Source organism: Parafrankia sp. EUN1f, assembly GCF_000177675.1.
Lineage (GTDB): Bacteria > Actinomycetota > Actinomycetes > Frankiales > Frankiaceae > Parafrankia.
Window position 1 is genome coordinate 1 of the sequence record NZ_ADGX01000184.1, and the last position, 15,627, is coordinate 15,627.

At 72.9% G+C, this 15,627-nt stretch carries 14 protein-coding genes; 10 read left to right on the top strand and 4 right to left on the bottom strand.

The annotated features are described in order from the left end of the window. Positions 1-258 precede the first annotated feature (258 nt). Positions 259-2,073, bottom strand: a complete 1,815-nt coding sequence (locus FREUN1FDRAFT_RS33465; protein WP_006544789.1) for a long-chain fatty acid--CoA ligase — start codon at positions 2,071-2,073, stop codon at positions 259-261. A gap of 334 nt (positions 2,074-2,407) precedes the next feature. Here FREUN1FDRAFT_RS33465 and FREUN1FDRAFT_RS33470 point away from each other — a divergent pair, with 334 nt between their 5' ends. The 5 genes from FREUN1FDRAFT_RS33470 (at position 2,408) to FREUN1FDRAFT_RS33490 (ending at position 6,619) form a co-directional block, all read left to right on the top strand. Beyond that, positions 2,408-3,175: a metallophosphoesterase gene (locus FREUN1FDRAFT_RS33470; RefSeq protein WP_035956038.1), complete on the top strand. Its 768-nt coding sequence runs from the start codon at positions 2,408-2,410 to the stop codon at positions 3,173-3,175. Positions 3,176-3,340: 165 nt separating this feature from the next. Then, positions 3,341-3,787, top strand: coding sequence for an SRPBCC family protein (locus tag FREUN1FDRAFT_RS33475; protein ID WP_006544791.1), 447 nt, complete (start codon positions 3,341-3,343; stop codon positions 3,785-3,787). A gap of 6 nt (positions 3,788-3,793) precedes the next feature. Then, positions 3,794-5,026 carry an ArsA family ATPase gene (locus FREUN1FDRAFT_RS33480; protein ID WP_006544792.1) on the top strand — a complete coding sequence of 411 codons (1,233 nt, stop codon included), beginning with the start codon at positions 3,794-3,796 and terminating at the stop codon, positions 5,024-5,026. Beyond that, positions 5,023-5,640, top strand: coding sequence for a hypothetical protein (locus FREUN1FDRAFT_RS40425; protein ID WP_006544793.1), 618 nt, complete (start codon positions 5,023-5,025; stop codon positions 5,638-5,640). Before FREUN1FDRAFT_RS33480 ends, FREUN1FDRAFT_RS40425 begins: the two co-directional genes overlap by 4 nt. A gap of 7 nt (positions 5,641-5,647) precedes the next feature. Continuing rightward, positions 5,648-6,619 (top strand): ROK family glucokinase, encoded by a 972-nt coding sequence (locus FREUN1FDRAFT_RS33490; protein ID WP_006544794.1) that lies wholly within the window; start codon positions 5,648-5,650, stop codon positions 6,617-6,619. 261 nt (positions 6,620-6,880) lie between these two features. Here FREUN1FDRAFT_RS33490 and FREUN1FDRAFT_RS33495 read toward each other — a convergent pair whose 3' ends face one another. The 3 genes from FREUN1FDRAFT_RS33495 to FREUN1FDRAFT_RS33505 all read right to left on the bottom strand — a co-directional run bounded on the left by FREUN1FDRAFT_RS33495 (position 6,881) and on the right by FREUN1FDRAFT_RS33505 (position 10,112). After that, positions 6,881-8,113: a hypothetical protein gene (locus FREUN1FDRAFT_RS33495; protein WP_006544796.1), complete on the bottom strand. Its 1,233-nt coding sequence runs from the start codon at positions 8,111-8,113 to the stop codon at positions 6,881-6,883. 131 nt (positions 8,114-8,244) lie between these two features. Next, positions 8,245-9,291 carry a hypothetical protein gene (locus FREUN1FDRAFT_RS40430; protein ID WP_006544797.1) on the bottom strand — a complete coding sequence of 349 codons (1,047 nt, stop codon included), beginning with the start codon at positions 9,289-9,291 and terminating at the stop codon, positions 8,245-8,247. Continuing rightward, positions 9,288-10,112 (bottom strand): carboxylesterase, encoded by an 825-nt coding sequence (locus FREUN1FDRAFT_RS33505; protein WP_006544798.1) that lies wholly within the window; start codon positions 10,110-10,112, stop codon positions 9,288-9,290. The genes FREUN1FDRAFT_RS40430 and FREUN1FDRAFT_RS33505 overlap by 4 nt, the downstream gene beginning before the upstream one ends. Before the next feature lie 564 nt (positions 10,113-10,676). On the opposite strand from FREUN1FDRAFT_RS33505, the gene FREUN1FDRAFT_RS33510 reads away from it, so the two are divergent. The 5 genes from FREUN1FDRAFT_RS33510 to FREUN1FDRAFT_RS33530 all read left to right on the top strand — a co-directional run. Then, positions 10,677-11,528, top strand: a complete 852-nt coding sequence (locus FREUN1FDRAFT_RS33510; RefSeq protein WP_006544799.1) for a 1-acyl-sn-glycerol-3-phosphate acyltransferase — start codon at positions 10,677-10,679, stop codon at positions 11,526-11,528. 176 nt (positions 11,529-11,704) lie between these two features. Then, positions 11,705-13,054, top strand: a complete 1,350-nt coding sequence (locus tag FREUN1FDRAFT_RS33515; RefSeq protein WP_006544800.1) for a hypothetical protein — start codon at positions 11,705-11,707, stop codon at positions 13,052-13,054. Positions 13,055-13,134: 80 nt separating this feature from the next. After that, the gene (locus tag FREUN1FDRAFT_RS33520; protein ID WP_006544801.1) at positions 13,135-13,662 is read left to right on the top strand and encodes a polyadenylate-specific 3'-exoribonuclease AS; all 528 of its coding nucleotides are present in this window, start codon (positions 13,135-13,137) and stop codon (positions 13,660-13,662) included. A 270-nt stretch (positions 13,663-13,932) separates the two neighbouring features. After that, positions 13,933-14,958, top strand: coding sequence for a 6-phosphofructokinase (locus FREUN1FDRAFT_RS33525; RefSeq protein WP_006544802.1), 1,026 nt, complete (start codon positions 13,933-13,935; stop codon positions 14,956-14,958). A 170-nt stretch (positions 14,959-15,128) separates the two neighbouring features. Next, positions 15,129-15,627: 3-deoxy-7-phosphoheptulonate synthase (locus FREUN1FDRAFT_RS33530; RefSeq protein ID WP_006544803.1), on the top strand; the 499-nt coding region annotated here is incomplete at its 3' end.

The following is a 15,627-nucleotide window of genomic DNA, read 5'->3' on the forward strand; positions in this document are numbered from 1 at the left end:
CGGCNCCTGGACCGCGCCCGCGCCACCGAACAGGCCGACCCGCGGCCCCGCGCCGGTAGCGAGCTTGCCGACCGCGACGACACGATCCTCCGGCTCGCCCGCCGGGTGCATTACCTCGAGGACGAGCTTGTCGACGCCTGGCATGACGGCCACCGCACCAGTGAGCCGCTCCGCGACGTCCTCGGGATGACCGAGGGCCAGTACGCCACCTGGGCATCCGCCAGACCGCCGGGCGGTCGGCCAGTCGGTCGTGCGGCGTCAGGTGGTGACGCGGGGCGTCGCGTAGATGGCTTCCACCGTGTCCGCGAAGCGCTCCATCACCACGTTGCGCTTCACCTTGAGGCTGGGGGTCAGCTCGCCGCCGGCGATGGTGAAGTCGTACGGGAGGATCACGAACTTCTTGATCGCCTCGGCGTGGGAGACCGTGGCGTTCGCGGCGTCCACGGCCTGCTGGATCTCGGCCACCAGCGTGGGGTCGTTCGCGAGGTCGCTGGGGGTGGCGGTCGCCGGGCGCCCGTTGGTCTTGAGCCAGGTGGCGAACGCCTCGGGGTCCAGGGTGATGAGGGCGGCGATGAACGGCCGCTGGTCGCCGACGAGCATCGCCTGCCCGACCAGCGGGTGCTGGCCGATCCGCTGCTCCAGCGGTGCCGGGGCGACGTTCTTGCCGCCGGCGGTCACCAGGATCTCCTTCTTCCGGCCGGTGATCCGCAGATGCCCCGTCTCGTCGAGCGAGCCGAGGTCACCGGTGCGCAGGAAGCCGTCGGAGTCCAGCGCCTCCTTGCCGGCGGTCTCGTTGTTCCGGTAGCCGCTGAGCACCAGGTCGCCGCGCAGCAGCACCTCGCCGTCGTCGGCGATGCGGACCGTGACCCCGGGCAGCGGGAGGCCCACCGTGCCGATCTTCAGCGACTCCGGCCGGTTCACCGTGGCCGCGGCGGTGGACTCGGTCAGGCCGTAGCCCTCCAGGATGAGGAAGCCGATGCCGCGGAAGAAGTGGCAGAGGTGAACGTTCAGCGGAGCACCGCCGCTGATCCCGTGGGTGATGTTGCCGCCCAGGGCGGACCGCAGCTTGCCGTAGACGAGCCGGTTGAACAGCGCGTGCCTCAGCCGCAGCGCGAGGCCCGGGCCGCCCTGGTCGAGGGCGCGGCTGTAGGCGACCGCGGTGGCCTCGGCCGCGTCGAAGATGCGGCCCTTGCCGTCGGCGTGCGCCTTCGCCCGGGCCCCGGCGTACACCTTCTCGAAGACCCTCGGCACCGCGAGGATGAAGGTCGGCTGGACCTTGGCGAGGTCGGCCAGCAGCGTGTTGGTGTCCGGTGTGTAGGCGATGCAGCGGGCGTTGTTGATGATCGTGCACTGCATGGTGCGGGCGAGCACGTGCGCCAACGGCAGGAACATCAGCGTCGACGCGTCCTCGGTGAAGTGGTTCGGCATCGCCTCCGCGCTGGCCAGGGCGTTGAACAGCAGCGCGCGGTGCGACAGCTCGCAGCCCTTGGGCCGGCCGGTGGTTCCCGAGGTGTAGATGACCGTGGCGATGCTGTCCGCCGTGACGTCGGAGCGCGTCGCCGCGAGCTCCTCGGCGCCGACCCCGGTGCCCGCCCCGGCCTCGCCCAGCGTGTCGAGCGCGCCCTGGTCGAGGACCAGGACCTCCCGCAGTGCGGGCAGCCGGTCGCGAACCTCGGCTACCAGCGCCGCGTACTCGTCGGACTCGACCACGGCGAGCACGGTCCCCGAGTCGGACATGATCCATTCGATCTGCGCCGCGCTCGAGGTCTCGTAGATCGGCACGGTGATGCCACCCGCCGCCCACACCGCGTAGTCGAGAACCGTCCACTCGTACCGGGTGCGGCTCATGATCGCGAAGCGGTCGCCGGGCTGCAGGCCGCGGGCGACGAGCCCGGCGGCGGTGCGTACGACCAGATCGCGGAACTCGGTCGCGGTCATGTCGACGTAGGCGTCGTCGACCTTGTACCTGACGATGACCTTGTTCGGAACGCGCTGGGCGTTGGTGAAGATCGCGTCGCTCAGCGTCAGGTCGTCCGCCACGGTGACCTGGGCGGGGGAGGCGTACTCGCGCACGGGAGCTCCTCAGGATGACGGGGCCGTCCGGTGGGGGTGTCGGAGGCCGGTGGTCAAGCCCGTGGTCGGGCCGGGGCAGGTGTGCTGGGCAGGTGCGACGGGGCCGGCGACGGGGCGGGGTCGCCGGCGGGGAAGTTGAGGGCGTGGCTGTCATCTTTGTGACGACAGCGGGTCAAGTGACGTTAGCCTGTGAGTCGCGCCACGGCGAGCAGCCTCAATTCCCTGGTGCGATTTCCCCGGTTGCGCCCAGCGGCCCGGTTCGGGCGCCGACGTCACGTCGCGCCACGGGCTGACGGTTGGTGCGGGAAAGTGTCCCTGACCTAAGCTCTCTGAGGTGCGGGTGCATGTGGTGAGCGACGTCCACGGGCGGTCGGACGCGATCCCGGGCGCCGCCGTGGGTGCGGACGCCTTCATCTGCCTCGGCGATCTGATCCTGTTCATCGACTACCGGGATCACAGCCGCGGGATCATGGGCGACCTCTTCGGCGCCGAGGCGGTGCGCCGGATGATCGAGCTGCGGACCGAGCAGCGGTTCGACGAGGCGCGGGAATGGTCCCGCAAACTGTGGGCGAGTGTCGACGGCAACCGGTCGGCCGTTGTGGAAGCCGCCATCCGGCGCCAGTACGCGGCCATGTTCGCCGCCTTCCCGACGCCTACCTACCTCACCTACGGCAACGTGGACCTGCCGGAGCTCTACCCCGACTTCCTGCGCGACGGCGTGACCCTGCTGGACGGCCAGACCGTCGAGATCGGCGGCCTGACCTTCGGTTTCGTCGGCGGCGGCCTGCGGACGCCGATGAACACCCCGTTCGAGATCGACGACGACGCCTACGCGGCGAAGGTGGCCGCCGTGGGGGCGGTGGACGTCCTGTGCTGCCACATCCCGCCGCATGTCCCCGAGCTGGTCTACGACACCGTCGCCGAGCGGTTCGAGCGTGGCAGCAAGGCCGTGCTGGAGGCGATCCACGCGACGCGGCCGCGGTATGTGCTGTTCGGGCACGTGCACCAGCCGCTGGTCGCGGAGCTGGAAATCGGCACCACCCGCTGTGTGAACGTGGGCCACTTCAACGCGCGGGGCACGCCGTACGTCCTCGAGTGGTAGGCCACCCGGCGTAGCGCCGGGATTCCGGTAGCCTCAACGATCGATCGGGCATTCGTCCTGTGCCCTGCGGCGCGGGTCAGTAGCCACCGTCGGTCACAGCGTGCGGCCTCGCGACCGGCCCGCTGTCTCCGCCGGGGCGATGAGATGTGGAGGTGCGGACGGCTTATGGCGGATCACGCGCAGTCGTCGATCGTCATCGATGCCCGGCCGGCTGTCGTCATGGGGGCCATCGCGGACATCGCCGCCTACCCGACCTGGGTGGGGCAGATCGAGGAGGCCGAGATCCTCGCGGTGGGGCCGGAAGGCCGTCCGCAGCAGGCCCGGTTCCGGATCAACGCGGTCGTGGTGAAGGACGAGTTCGTCAACGAGTACGTCTGGAAGGGCGACGAGCAGGTCAGCTGGAGCCTCGTCTCCGGCCAGACGATGTCCGCCCAGGACGGCAGCTACACCCTGCGTGATCTCGGCGACGGCCGCACCGAGGTGACCTACGAGCTCACGGTGGAGCTGAAGGTCAAGATCCCCGGCATTCTGCGGCGCAAGGTCCAGACCGGCGTCGTCGACGCGGCGCTGAAGGACCTGAAGAAGCACGTCGAGAAGCTCGCGGAGCGCTGACCACCGGTGCGGTGTGTGCTCCTTACGGGCAAGGGCGGGGGCGGGACCACGACGGTCGCCGCGGCGACCGCCACCCTCGCGGCCCAGCGCGGCTATCGGACTCTCGTCGTCTCCGTGGACCCGGCCGCCGGCCTCGCCGGTGTCCTGGACCATCCGCTGGGGCCGGCCGAGGTCGAGCTCGAGTCCGGGCTGTTCGCCCTCCAGACCGATCTGCGGCACGCGTTCGCCGAGCGGTGGCCGCGGGTCCGCGCGCTGATCGCCGCCGGGCTGCCCGACTCCGGCCCCGACCTCGACCCGCTTGAGGTCGAGGAGCTCCTGCGGCTGCCCGGTGCCCTGGAGGCGCTGACACTGCTGGAGCTGCGCGACCGGATCAGGGCCGACCGCTATGACGTCGTCGTCGTCGACGCGGGGCCGGCGAGCGCCGCCCTGCGGCTGCTCGCCAGCCCGGAGACGCTCGCCTGGGGCTGCCGGCGGCTGGGCCCGCCCGACGGGGCGCTCGCCCGCTGGATGCGACCGGGGCTGCCGCTGCCCTCGCCGCTGTCGGGCCGGTTCGTCGGGCGCCTCGCCGCCATGGCCGGGCCCGCCTACGAGGCTGTCTCCGGGGTGGCGGCGCTCGCGCACGAGATGCGCGCCCTGCTCGCGGACCCGGCGGTGACCAGCGTGCGGCTCGTGCTGACCCCCGAGACGTCCGCCCTCGCGCAGACCCGTCGCACCCTGGGCGGGCTGTCCCTGCACGGCATCGGGGTGGACGCGGTGATCGTGAACCGGGTGATCGGCCAGGACGGTGGCGACGCGTGGCGCGCGGGATGGGCGGCGGCGCACCGCGACCAGCTCGTCGAGATCGCCGAGCTGGTCGCCCCGCTGCCGGTGCTGGCCGCGGCCTACCGGGCCGGTGAGCCGCTCGGGCTGGAGGAGCTGGCGGCGTTCGGCGCCGCGGCCTACGACGGGCGGGACCCGGCCGCCGTGCTCGGCACGCACCGCGGCGAGGACGGCGCCACCCCACGGGTGGAACGCACCGAGTCCGGCTACGAGATGTCGTTCGAGCTGCCGTTCGTCCACCGGTCGGAGGTGGATCTCGCCCGCGTCGGGGACGATCTCGTCGTCAGCGTCGGAGCGGATCGCCGGCATGTCTCGCTGCCGGCCGCGCTGCGCCGGTGCGACGTTCTCGGCGCTCACCTCGCCGAGGACAGGCTGACGGTGTCGTTCGTGCCCGACCCGGCACAGTGGGTCCGCGCGTGAGCGAGTCGACGCTGCGCGGCCCCGCGGGCGCGGGCCCGGATGCTGACCCGGGTGCGGGTGAACCGGTGGGGGAAGCCGCGGGTGAGCGGCGTGGAGGTGGGCCGGGCGAGGGAACCGCGCGGGAGGTGGTCGGCTCGCTCGCGCAGGAGGCCGCCCTGCTGGCCGCGGCGGTCCAGAAGTGGATGGCCGCGAACGGCGATCCGCGCGCGCAGGACGGACCCCGCCCGCCGGAGGACGTCTCCGAGGTTGCCACCGAGGCCAGCCAAGGCGCGGAGGCGGGCGCGGAGCCCGGCCTGGATGCCGAGGCGGCGGGCGCGAGGGCGGGTGCGGACGCCGGACCGGGCTCCGCGCAGGCCGACCACGAGTGGCCGTGCTGTGTGTGCCCGGTGTGTCGGCTCCTGGCCGGTCTGCGTGGCGAGCACGCCGAGGTCGCGGAGGTCGCCGGCCATCTGCTCTCCGCCGCGACGTCGCTCGGTGCCGCCGTCCGCGCGGCCTGGGGGGCCTGGAATGCTGATCACCGTGACGCACCGGGCCAGAGCCGGACGGCAACGACGTCCCAAACAACACCCCAGGGGTCAGCCCGACCCCGCGTGCAAAGAATCGATTTGAGGTGAGCGCTCAGTGACCACCGGGTCGGCGGCCGCCCCCATCGGGGACACGGACCTGGCGATCGGGGTGGACATCGGCGGGACCAAGGTCGCCGCCGGTGTCGTCGACGCCCAGGGGACGGTGCTGGCCTCCACACGGCGACCGACCCCGAGCCATGATCCGGCCGAGGTCGCCGAGGTCGTCGTCGAGCTGGTGGCCGAACTGCGGCAGAGCTTCGAGATCCGCGCGGTCGGTGTCGGCGCCGCGGGCTGGATCGACCGGGACCGCTCCACCGTGCTCTTCGCGCCCAACCTGGCGTGGCGGGACGAGCCGCTGCGGCAGGTGCTGGCGGACCGTGTCGGCCTGCCCGTGGTGGTCGAGAACGATGCGAACGCCATGGCCTGGGCCGAGTACCGCTTCGGCGCGGGCCGCGGCCATTCCGACCTGGTCTGCGTCACGGTCGGGACGGGCATCGGCGGCGGCATCGTCCTGAACGGGCTGCTGCACCGCGGCGCGTTCGGGATCGGCGCGGAGATGGGCCACATGCAGATGGTTCCCGGCGGTCACGAGTGCGGCTGCGGGAACGCCGGTTGCTGGGAGCAGTACGCCAGCGGCCGGGCGGTCGTCCGGGCGGCTCGTGAGATCGCGGCGGAGTCGCCCGAGGCGGCCCTGCGGATGCTGGGCGGGCGCCAGGCCGCGGACCTGACCGGCCCGGATGTCACGGCCGCCGCGCAGCAGGGTGACCCGGCAGCGCTGGCATGCCTGGAGCAGGTCGGCCACTGGCTCGGCCAGGGTCTCGCGAACCTGGCCGCGGTCCTTGATCCGAGCCGCTTCGTGGTCGGTGGTGGCGTCTCGGACGCGGGCGAGCTGCTGGTCAGCCCGGCACGCACCCGGTTCCGCTCGGTGCTGTCCGGCCGCGGCCACCGGCCGGAGGCCGACGTGGTGGTCGCCACGCTCGGCTCCGCCGCCGGCATCGTCGGCGCCGCCGACCTCGCCCGAAGCTAGCCCCGTCTTTCGCGGAGGACGCGTTCGACGACGCTACGCGACGGTTGCGTGGTCCTGGAGGAGTACGAAGAGGGATTCGCCGAGGTTGAGCCGGCCGCCGTTGCGGGTGGCCGCCCAGCCCGATCTGGCCCCTTCCGGCGAGGACCGCGACGCGTTCATGGCCGCTCGCCGGGCGGCCGTCGTCGCGGCTGTGCAGCGCCTCTTTCCTGCCGCCGCGAGCGACTTTCCCGCCGCCGCGAGCGACGCGGCGGCCGAAGGGGGTCAGGCGCGGTAGTCGGGGACGAGCTCGGTGGCGAGCTGCTCGAGGAACAGGCCGGCGTCGGCGACCACGCCGAGGGCGTGGGCCGACGTCCGGTCCGTCAGCCCGGTCACCGTCGACGGGTTCATGTCGACGCAGGCCACCGGCACCGACGCCGGCAGAATGTTCCCGGTCGCGACCGAGTGCAGGGTGGTCGCGACCATCACGGTGAAGCCGACGCCACGCAGCGCGGCCCGCATCGCCCGCTGACCGGCGAGGATGTCGGTGTGGACGTCGGGCAGTGGGCCGTCGTCCCGGACCGAGCCGACCAGGACGAACGACTTCCCGGCCTTCACCATCGCGTGCATGATCCCCTCGGTGACCAGCCCGCTCTCCACCGCCGCCCGGATCGACCCGGCACGGCGGATCGTGTTCACGGTGCGGATGTGCTGCTCGTTTCCGCGTTGTACCCGCCGGCTGTGCGGGCTGCCGAGGCCGAACGAGTTGCCGAACAGCGCGCGTTCGAGGTCGAGGGTGGCAAGCGCGTTCCCACCGAACAGCACGTCGACGAAGCCCGCTTCGACCAGGGCGGTCATCGCCCGGGACGCCCCGGTGCTCACCACGGCCCGCCCGGCGACCCACAGGACCTGGTAGCCCTCCGCCTTGATCTCGCGGATCTGGCGGGCGACGGTCTTGACCAGCACCGCCTGCGGGCGCGCCGCGCTGGAGCTGAACGACATCGATGCGAACTCGCCGTGCAGCCGGGTCGAGTGGTCGGCGACGGGCAGGACGACCTTCACCCCATCGGCACCACAGACGATCATGTCGCCGGCGCGGACGTCGGCCACCGGAACGGTGCGCACCCGGCCGCCGGAGACGATGAGCCCGCAGTCCATCTCCGGGTGCTCGACGGGTACCCACTGGCCGCCGAGGTGCACGACGGTCTCCAGGTTCGTCGTCGAGTAGAAGTCCTCGGGGAAGACGCCGTCGGCTTCGGCGGGCCGGGTCACGGCTTCGCCGGAGACCAGCTTGTTCACCCCGTGGACCTGGACGCGCATCAGGATCCGCGCGAGGGTGGACGCGGAGTCGGCCCCGACGGTGATGACGGCGTGGGACTCGTCGTCGTGGGTCCGCCCAAGGTCGATCTTGTCGACCCGGTAGTCGCCACCGTAGGCGAGGACGTCATCCAACACCCGTGCCAGCACGCCGGTGTCCATGAGGTGCCCGTGCACCTCGACCTGCTCATGAAAACGCACGCAGCCGCCCTTCGCCTGTCCTGCCGGTCCGCCAGTCGCGCTGCCTCACGCCACTGCGGAAGGCTGCGCCGGTCGTGCAAATACCGATGGACCGGGCGGCCCGCGGACCGCCCGGTGTTCCACCGGCGTGATCAGACGACCGCGCCGTCGTCCGGTCCGTCGAAGTCCGTCGGGGGCCGGTCACCCAGGCGGGCGACCAGCGTCCCGACGCCACCGAGAATGAGCAGGACGCCTGCGACGTCCCGCGATCGAGCCTGCACCATCCCGATCAGGGACGGCACCACCAGGATCGCCACGCCGAGCGCGATGGAGCCGAGCGCCCAGCGGGTGCCCGGCCGCATCCGCGGGATCGGCGGTGCCGGCGGCGGAATGTAGTGGTCCTCGTCCGAGTCCTCGCCGGCGGAGAACGGGTCCGCGCCGCCGGCGGGCCGCAACGCCGCCCGCACGGCCTCGTCAAGCCGGTCGATGTCGCCGGGCCTGGAGCCGCCCGGCGGCGTGTTGCCGTCCCGGTCCCGGTCGCCGTCCCGGTCCCGGTCGCCGTCCCGGTCCCGGTCGCCGTCCCGGTCCCGGTCCGCTTCGCCGGCCGGTGCGCGATCGACGTCGCCACCGGTGAACGGGGACGCGGACGCGGACGAGGACGGCGCCGCCGGGGACGGGGGGATGGTCCGCTCGCCCGGGTCGTCCTCGGCGAGGTGACGCCCGTCCGGCGGCATCCCGTCCGGGCGCCGGCCGGACGGCCTGATGATGATGATCGGTGACCGCCGGGGCTCGTCGAGGTCCTCGGCGGCCGGCCACGACTGCTCGCTGCCCGCCGGCTCCTCGTGGAAGCGAGCGACCAGGTCGAGGAAGGCCGCCTCGTCGGTGGCCGGGGAACGTCGCTCGCCGGCGCCGGCGCCTGTGGTGGGGCCGGTGCCTGTGGTGGCTGTGTCAGCGTCGCCGGCGCCCGTGGAGGCAGCGCCGATGTCGGTGGCGCTGGTGTCAGCGATGCCGGCGCCTGCCCCGGTGGACCCGGTGGACCCGGTGTCCGCGGCGGCAGCAGACGAGTGGGCGTCGCCCGGGCTGGTCGGGCCGTCCCCCGCCGGGGTCGCCCCCGCCGGGGCGGTGGGGCTGCCGGGCTCCGTGGGAACGCGGTCGGGGTCCGCGTCCTGCGGCCCGGGGCCGGAGATGTGATCGGTCATCGCGCCGCGGCCTCGGGCTGCGTGGTGACGAAATCCACACTTCCTTTGAAGATCGTTTCCTTGTCGTTGTCGAGCGTCGCCACGTGGTAGCTGTCGTGCAGGAGCCGTTCCTCCACGGGTGCCGACGTGATCCCCTCGAGCAGCAGCCGGCCGGACGTCGGCTCGACCACGTGGTCGACGACGCTGCGATAGGCCACCACCGGGCACACGATTCGCCCGAGATCCGCACGGGTGACGGCCCACAGCTCGCGCAGGGAGGCGAACGCCCTCGTCGGTACCCGTGTGTAGCCGACCTCCCGGACACCGGGCGCGCGGATGTCACCCGCGACGCCGGGGAAGGTCGGCATGACCCGCCAGAGCAGCGGCGCCAGCGCGGCGATCCGCCGGTCCGTCCCGAGGCTCGCGTTGACGGTCACCGCGCCGGCGACGCGGGCCCCGTGCACCTCGGCGAGGCGGAGGGTGAGGGTGCCGCCCATCGACAGCCCCATGACGAAGACCCGCTCGCAGGTACGGCTCAGCTCGCCGAAGGCCTCGTCTGCGGCGCCGAACCAGTCATGCCAGGTGGTGCGGGCCATGTCCTGCCAGCGGGTGCCGTGGCCGGGCAGCCGCGGGCAGCTCACCCGCAGACCGGCGGCGGCGAGGTGCTCACCCCACGGGCGCATGCTGTGCGGCGAGCCGGTGAAGCCGTGCACGAGCAGCACACCGGTTCCGCCGTCGCCCACGGCAGCTCCGGGGCCCGCGCCCGCATCGGCGGTGCCGGCACCGCGAAGATCGAAAGGCTCGGCGCCAGGCAGGACCGCCGACTCCGGGACTCCCGCCATTGGCTATCCACTCCCTCCGCGTCGAGTGCCCACGACGCACCCGCCGCAGATCATGGGGTGGGCACTCCCGGTGACGGTACGGGCAGCGCACCCGGAGTCGCGTGAGGGCCGGCCGACCGAACCGCGGCTGCGGAGCCCGACATGCCGCCGGTCGGCCCCAGCGCAGGGTTGGTCAGGGGTGGCCCGGCGCGCCCTCTGGTTGCGGGAGAACCGACACCGACAGTTGCATGCTCGCATGCCAGGGCCCGACTGGCCATGGTCGCGTGCTTTTCCTGACTTCTCGGCCGGGCCACTGATCGTCCGGTGTGTTCTGTGCGTGACTCCTCTACCGCCGGGCGTGGTCCACGCCCGCTGTTCGGACGGACCCGGCCTCCCAGCTCCCGGAGGCGGCCGGACAATGACACTCCGACGTCGGCACCGTGTGGTGGACGATGTCGTGAGGGGTCCATATGGTCACCCCGGGCAACCCGTTCCACCCGTTCCCCGTTGGGTATGGGTGAGGCCGGGCGCGGGCGTCCGGGAATGCCGTCGGCGGGCGGCGGTGCGACGAAGCGGGGAGCTTGCGTGTTGTACTGGGTCGTCAAGGCCATCCTGACGCCGGTGCTGCGGCTGTTCTGGCGGCCGTGGGTGGAGGGTCTCGACCAGGTGCCCACCCGGGGGCCGGCGATCCTCGCCAGCAACCACCTGAGTTTTCTGGACTCCTTCTTCCTGCCGCTGGTGGTGCCCCGGCGGATCACCTTCCTCGCGAAAAGCGACTACTTCACCGGGGTCGGCTTCAAGGGCTGGAGCAAGCGGAAGTTCTTCAAGGGTTTCGGTCAGGTCCCGATCGACCGCAGCGGCGGGCGGGCCAGTGAGGGTGCGCTGCGTACCGGTGTGCGGGTGCTCGGCTCCGGCGAGCTGCTCGGGATCTACCCGGAGGGCACGCGTTCGCCGGACGGCCGGCTCTACCGCGGGAAGATCGGCGTCGCGCGGATGGCTCTGGAGGCCGGCGTGCCCGTGATTCCGGTGGCGATGATCGGGACGTTCGAGGTCCAGCCGCCGGGCCAGTTCATGCCGCGCATCCGTCGGGTCGGAATCAGGATCGGGCGTCCGCTCGACTTCAGCCGGTACGCCGGGATGGCCGACGACCGCTTCGTGCTCCGGTCGATGACGGACGAGATCATGTACGAGCTGATGTCGCTGTCCGGCCAGGAATACGTCGACATGTACGCGCAACGGCGCAAGGAGGAGCTCGCCGCCGCCGCCCGTGAGGCCCAGGCCAGGGAGGCGGGCCGGGGCCAGGCGGAGCCCTCGGCCGTGGTCGAGTCGCCGGTCGTGGCGGAGCCTTCGGTTGTGGCCGAGCCGCCGGTTGTGGGGGAGGGGCCGGCCACCCGTGCGGGGAAGGATCCCGAGCGGGCACCGGTCTCCGGTTCCTGACCGCGCCACCGCGCCCGAATCCGCTGCCCCAGACGGCTGCCAGGCCGCTACCCCAGGCCGGTCTGACCCGTTTGGGGAGGGCACGGCAAGATTGCACCGTGCGTGGCGTGACGGGGTTTTTGCCGAGTAGATCCAGCCGTCGGGCCGGGCGTCGGACCGGCTGGTCGGTCGCGGCGGTGCCGCTGCTGGCACTGCTGCTGCTTGCCGTCCCGATCATCCCTGCCGTCGGCGCCGGGCCGGTCGGGCGCGCTGAGGCGACCTCCGCGCCGGGCACCGCGCAGGCGGCCGCCGCGGCCCAGCCGCCCGCCGGCACCGTGTCGCGAGCAGGCAGCTTCCTCACCGACACCGCCGGGCGGGTGGTGCTGCCCCGCGGCGTCACCGTGCCCGCGGGGACCGTGCCCACCGCCGCCGACGTGGCCCGGTGGATCGACTACGGCTTCACCGGCAGCCGCCTCGAGGTCCCGATGACGGCAGGCGGCCGGTTCCCGCCCAGTGGTGAGCGGCCGCCGGCGGGTGACCCCGAACAGGGCGGGCTGGAGCAGGTCGGGGCCGTCGTGCGTGACCTCACCGATCACGGCCTGTTCGTCGTGCTCAGCATCGTTCCCGGCAGCGCGGGCTACACGCCCTCGACGTCCGATCTGGAGGCCGGGCTGCGGCGGCTGGCGGGCCGGTTCGGCGCCGTCGGCGGGCTGATCGGCTTCGAGGTGCCGACCTCGACGGCAGCCGAGGACCTTGCGGCCACCCTGCGCTCCAGTGATCCCAACCACACGCTGTGGGTCGCTCAGGCGGCACCGTTCGACCCGGCGGCCAGGGTCGCCGCGAACGGCGCCGCCGGGTACATCACCGGCTGGGCGGACGGCTCCCGGACCCGGGTCGGCGCGCTGGCCGACGCCGGCGACGTGTTCAACCTGGGCTGGTTCTACGACGAGCCGGTCACCGGCCGTCCCAGGACCGGCATCGGCGCCGGCCAGGTGCGGGCCGCGGCCACCCCTCCGGCGGAGGTCGTCCGGCCCTACCCGGCCGCGGTGGCGGGCATTCCGGAGTCGTACGGGAGCGACGCCTCGGGAGTGTTCCGCCTCACCTACCGCACCTCCTCGGCGGTGCGCGGCGCCTTCCCGGCCGGCACGGCGACCGCGATCGTCGTGCCGGGGTGGAGCTACTCGTCGGGCTACCAGGTCCGGGTGACCGGTGGCCAGGTCAGCTCGGCGCCCGGCGCGGGCGTTCTGTGCGTCGTCGCCTCGGCCGGCGCGGCCGAGGTCAGCGTGGAGGTCGCGCCGGCAGCCGGTGCCGCGCCGCCCGTCGCGCCGGCCCGGGCCGGCGCGGTGAACTGCTCGTCAGGCACGGCGCAGCTGGCGCAGGCCGGGCAGAGGCCGCAGGCGGCCGCCAGCACCACAGCCGGCGAGGCCGCGGCCGGCGACAGCGGCGAGGCCGACTCCCCGCTGTTGCTGCTGGTCCTTCCGCTGCTCGGCGCGGCACTGACCGCGGCTGTGCTCGGACCGCTCTTCCTGCGCCTTCGGCGCCGCTGACCGGACGGTCCGCGCGGGTGCCCCCGGCCGGCGGGGATGCCCGCGGCGGCGCCCTTCGACCCGCGGGGCACACTGGACGAGTGGGCGGCCGCTTCTTCTACGACACCGAGTTCATCGAACGCGACGATTCCGGCCATCACTGGCTTGATCTGGTGAGCATCGGGATCGTCAGCGAGGACGGCGAGCGTGAGTTCTACGCCGTCTCCACCGAGTTCGATCCGGCCCACGCCGTCCCCTGGGTGCGGCGCAACGTCCTCGACCGGCTGCCTCCGCCGGCGAGCCCCAGCTGGATGTCGCGGGAGCGGATCCGGGACGAGGTGGTCCGCTTCCTGACCGCGGACGGCGCTCCGGAGCTGTGGGCGTGGTACGCCGCCTACGATCACGTGGTCCTCTGCCAGCTCTTCGGGAAGATGCCGGCCCTGCCGCGGCGGCTGCCGCGGTTCACCCATGATCTGCGCCAGCTGTGGGAGGACGTCGGCAGCCCGACGCTCCCGCCGCCGCCGCCCGACGCGCACGACGCGCTCGCGGACGCGCGGCACAACCTCGCCCGCTGGCAGGTCCTCAGCGCGTTGCGTCAGCGGCTCGTCGCCGACGCGCCGTCCGGGTAGCCGCCCAGGCTTCGCCCTGCTCCACCAGGCCCCGCTCCACCAGGCCCCGCGCTCCCGCGGACGTGTCTTCGCGTACTCGGCGTCCCCACGCTCGCCCCGACGTCCCGTGTTCGCCTCGACCTGTCTGCCGCCGGACGTCCAATATTACGGAGAGCGTTTGACCTGCCACGCCGAGTTTCTGAATGGCGTCGAGGTTGGGCGGGTGCGGGGCTAGGCTGCCGCCGGAAGTGCGAGGGATCGGGGGCGACTCGGGAAGAGAGGGCCCTGGCTGTGAAGATCGGTGTGCTGACCGGCGGTGGCGACTGCCCCGGACTGAACGCGGTCATCCGCGGCGTCGTCCGCAAAGGAGTCGGCCTATACGGCCACAGCTTCGTCGGATTCCGGGACGGGTGGCGCGGCCCGCTGGAGAACGACACCATCCCCCTGGACATCGCCGCCGTGCGCGGCATCCTGCCCCGCGGCGGCACCATCCTGGGCTCCAGCCGGACGAATCCGTTCGCCTCGGCGGACGGCCCGGCCCGGGTCCGGGAGACGATGCGGCGCACCGGCGTCGACGCCCTGATCGCCATCGGCGGTGAGGACACCCTGGGCGCCGCGGCGCGCCTGCACGCGGAGGGCGTCCCGGTGATCGGGGTACCGAAGACGATCGACAACGACCTGTCCGCCACCGACTACACGTTCGGTTTCGACACCGCGGTGAACATCGCCACGGAGGCGATCGACCGGCTGCACACGACGGCCGAGAGCCACCACCGTGTCCTCGTGGTGGAGGTCATGGGCCGGCACGCCGGCTGGATCGCGCTGCACAGCGGCATGGCCGCGGGAGCGAACGTCATCCTGATCCCGGAGCGGCCGTTCGACATCGACAAGGTCTGCGCCTTCGTCGAGCAGCGGTTCGCCACCAGCTACGCGCCGATCATCGTGGTGGCGGAGGGCGCCACTCCGATCGCGGGCACCATGATGGTGAAGGAGGGCGAGCTGGACGCCTTCGGCCACGTGCGCCTGCAGGGGATCTCCTCGCTGCTGGAGACCGAGATCCGGGGGCGGACGGGCCGCGAGACCCGGGCGACGGTCCTCGGTCACGTCCAGCGGGGCGGGACGCCGACAGCCTTCGATCGCTGGCTGGCGACCCGCTTCGGGCTGCACGCCGTCGACGCCGCGCACGACGGCGACTTCGGCGTGATGGTCGCCCTGCACGGGACCAGGGTGGAGCGGGTGCCACTGGCGGAGGCCACCGGCGAGCTCAAGACCGTGCCCGAGCACCTGTACGAGGAGGCCGAGGTCTTCTTCGGCTGACAGCGCACCAGCGCCCCGGCGCCTGTACCCGCGCCGAACCACCGGGATCGCCGGGCTGGCGGGCGGTCCGGGTGGTTCGGGTGGTTCGGCTGTCTGGCGGGCGACGGTCGGGCGGGCGACGGACGAAAAGCACGGGAGTTCTCGCCGACAGACCCGTACCCTGGTGACTCGTGAGCAATGACCTGGACATCTGGCGGACCCTTCCGGCCAGGCAGCAGCCCTCCTGGCCCGACCAGGGCGAGCTTGCGGCGGCGTTCGCCGAGCTGTCAGGGCTGCCTCCGCTGGTCACCGCGCCTGAGGTGCGTTCGCTGACCGACCGGCTCGCGATGGTCGCCCGCGGCGAGGCGTTCCTGCTCCAGGGTGGGGACTGCGCGGAGACGTTCGCCGCCAACACGGCCAACAAGATCCGTGACAAGGTCAAGACCCTGCTGCAGATGGCGGTGGCGCTGACCTACGGCGCGAGCACCCCGGTGGTGAAGGTCGCGCGTATCGCCGGCCAGTACGCCAAGCCGCGTTCGGCCGACATCGAGTCGTCGACCGGGCTGCCCTCCTACCGGGGTGACGCGGTGAACGACATCGCGGCGACGCCGGAGGCCCGCCGCCCGGACCCGAAGCGGATGGTCGCCGCCTACCACCAGAGCGCCGCCGCGCTGAACCTGGTCCGGGCCT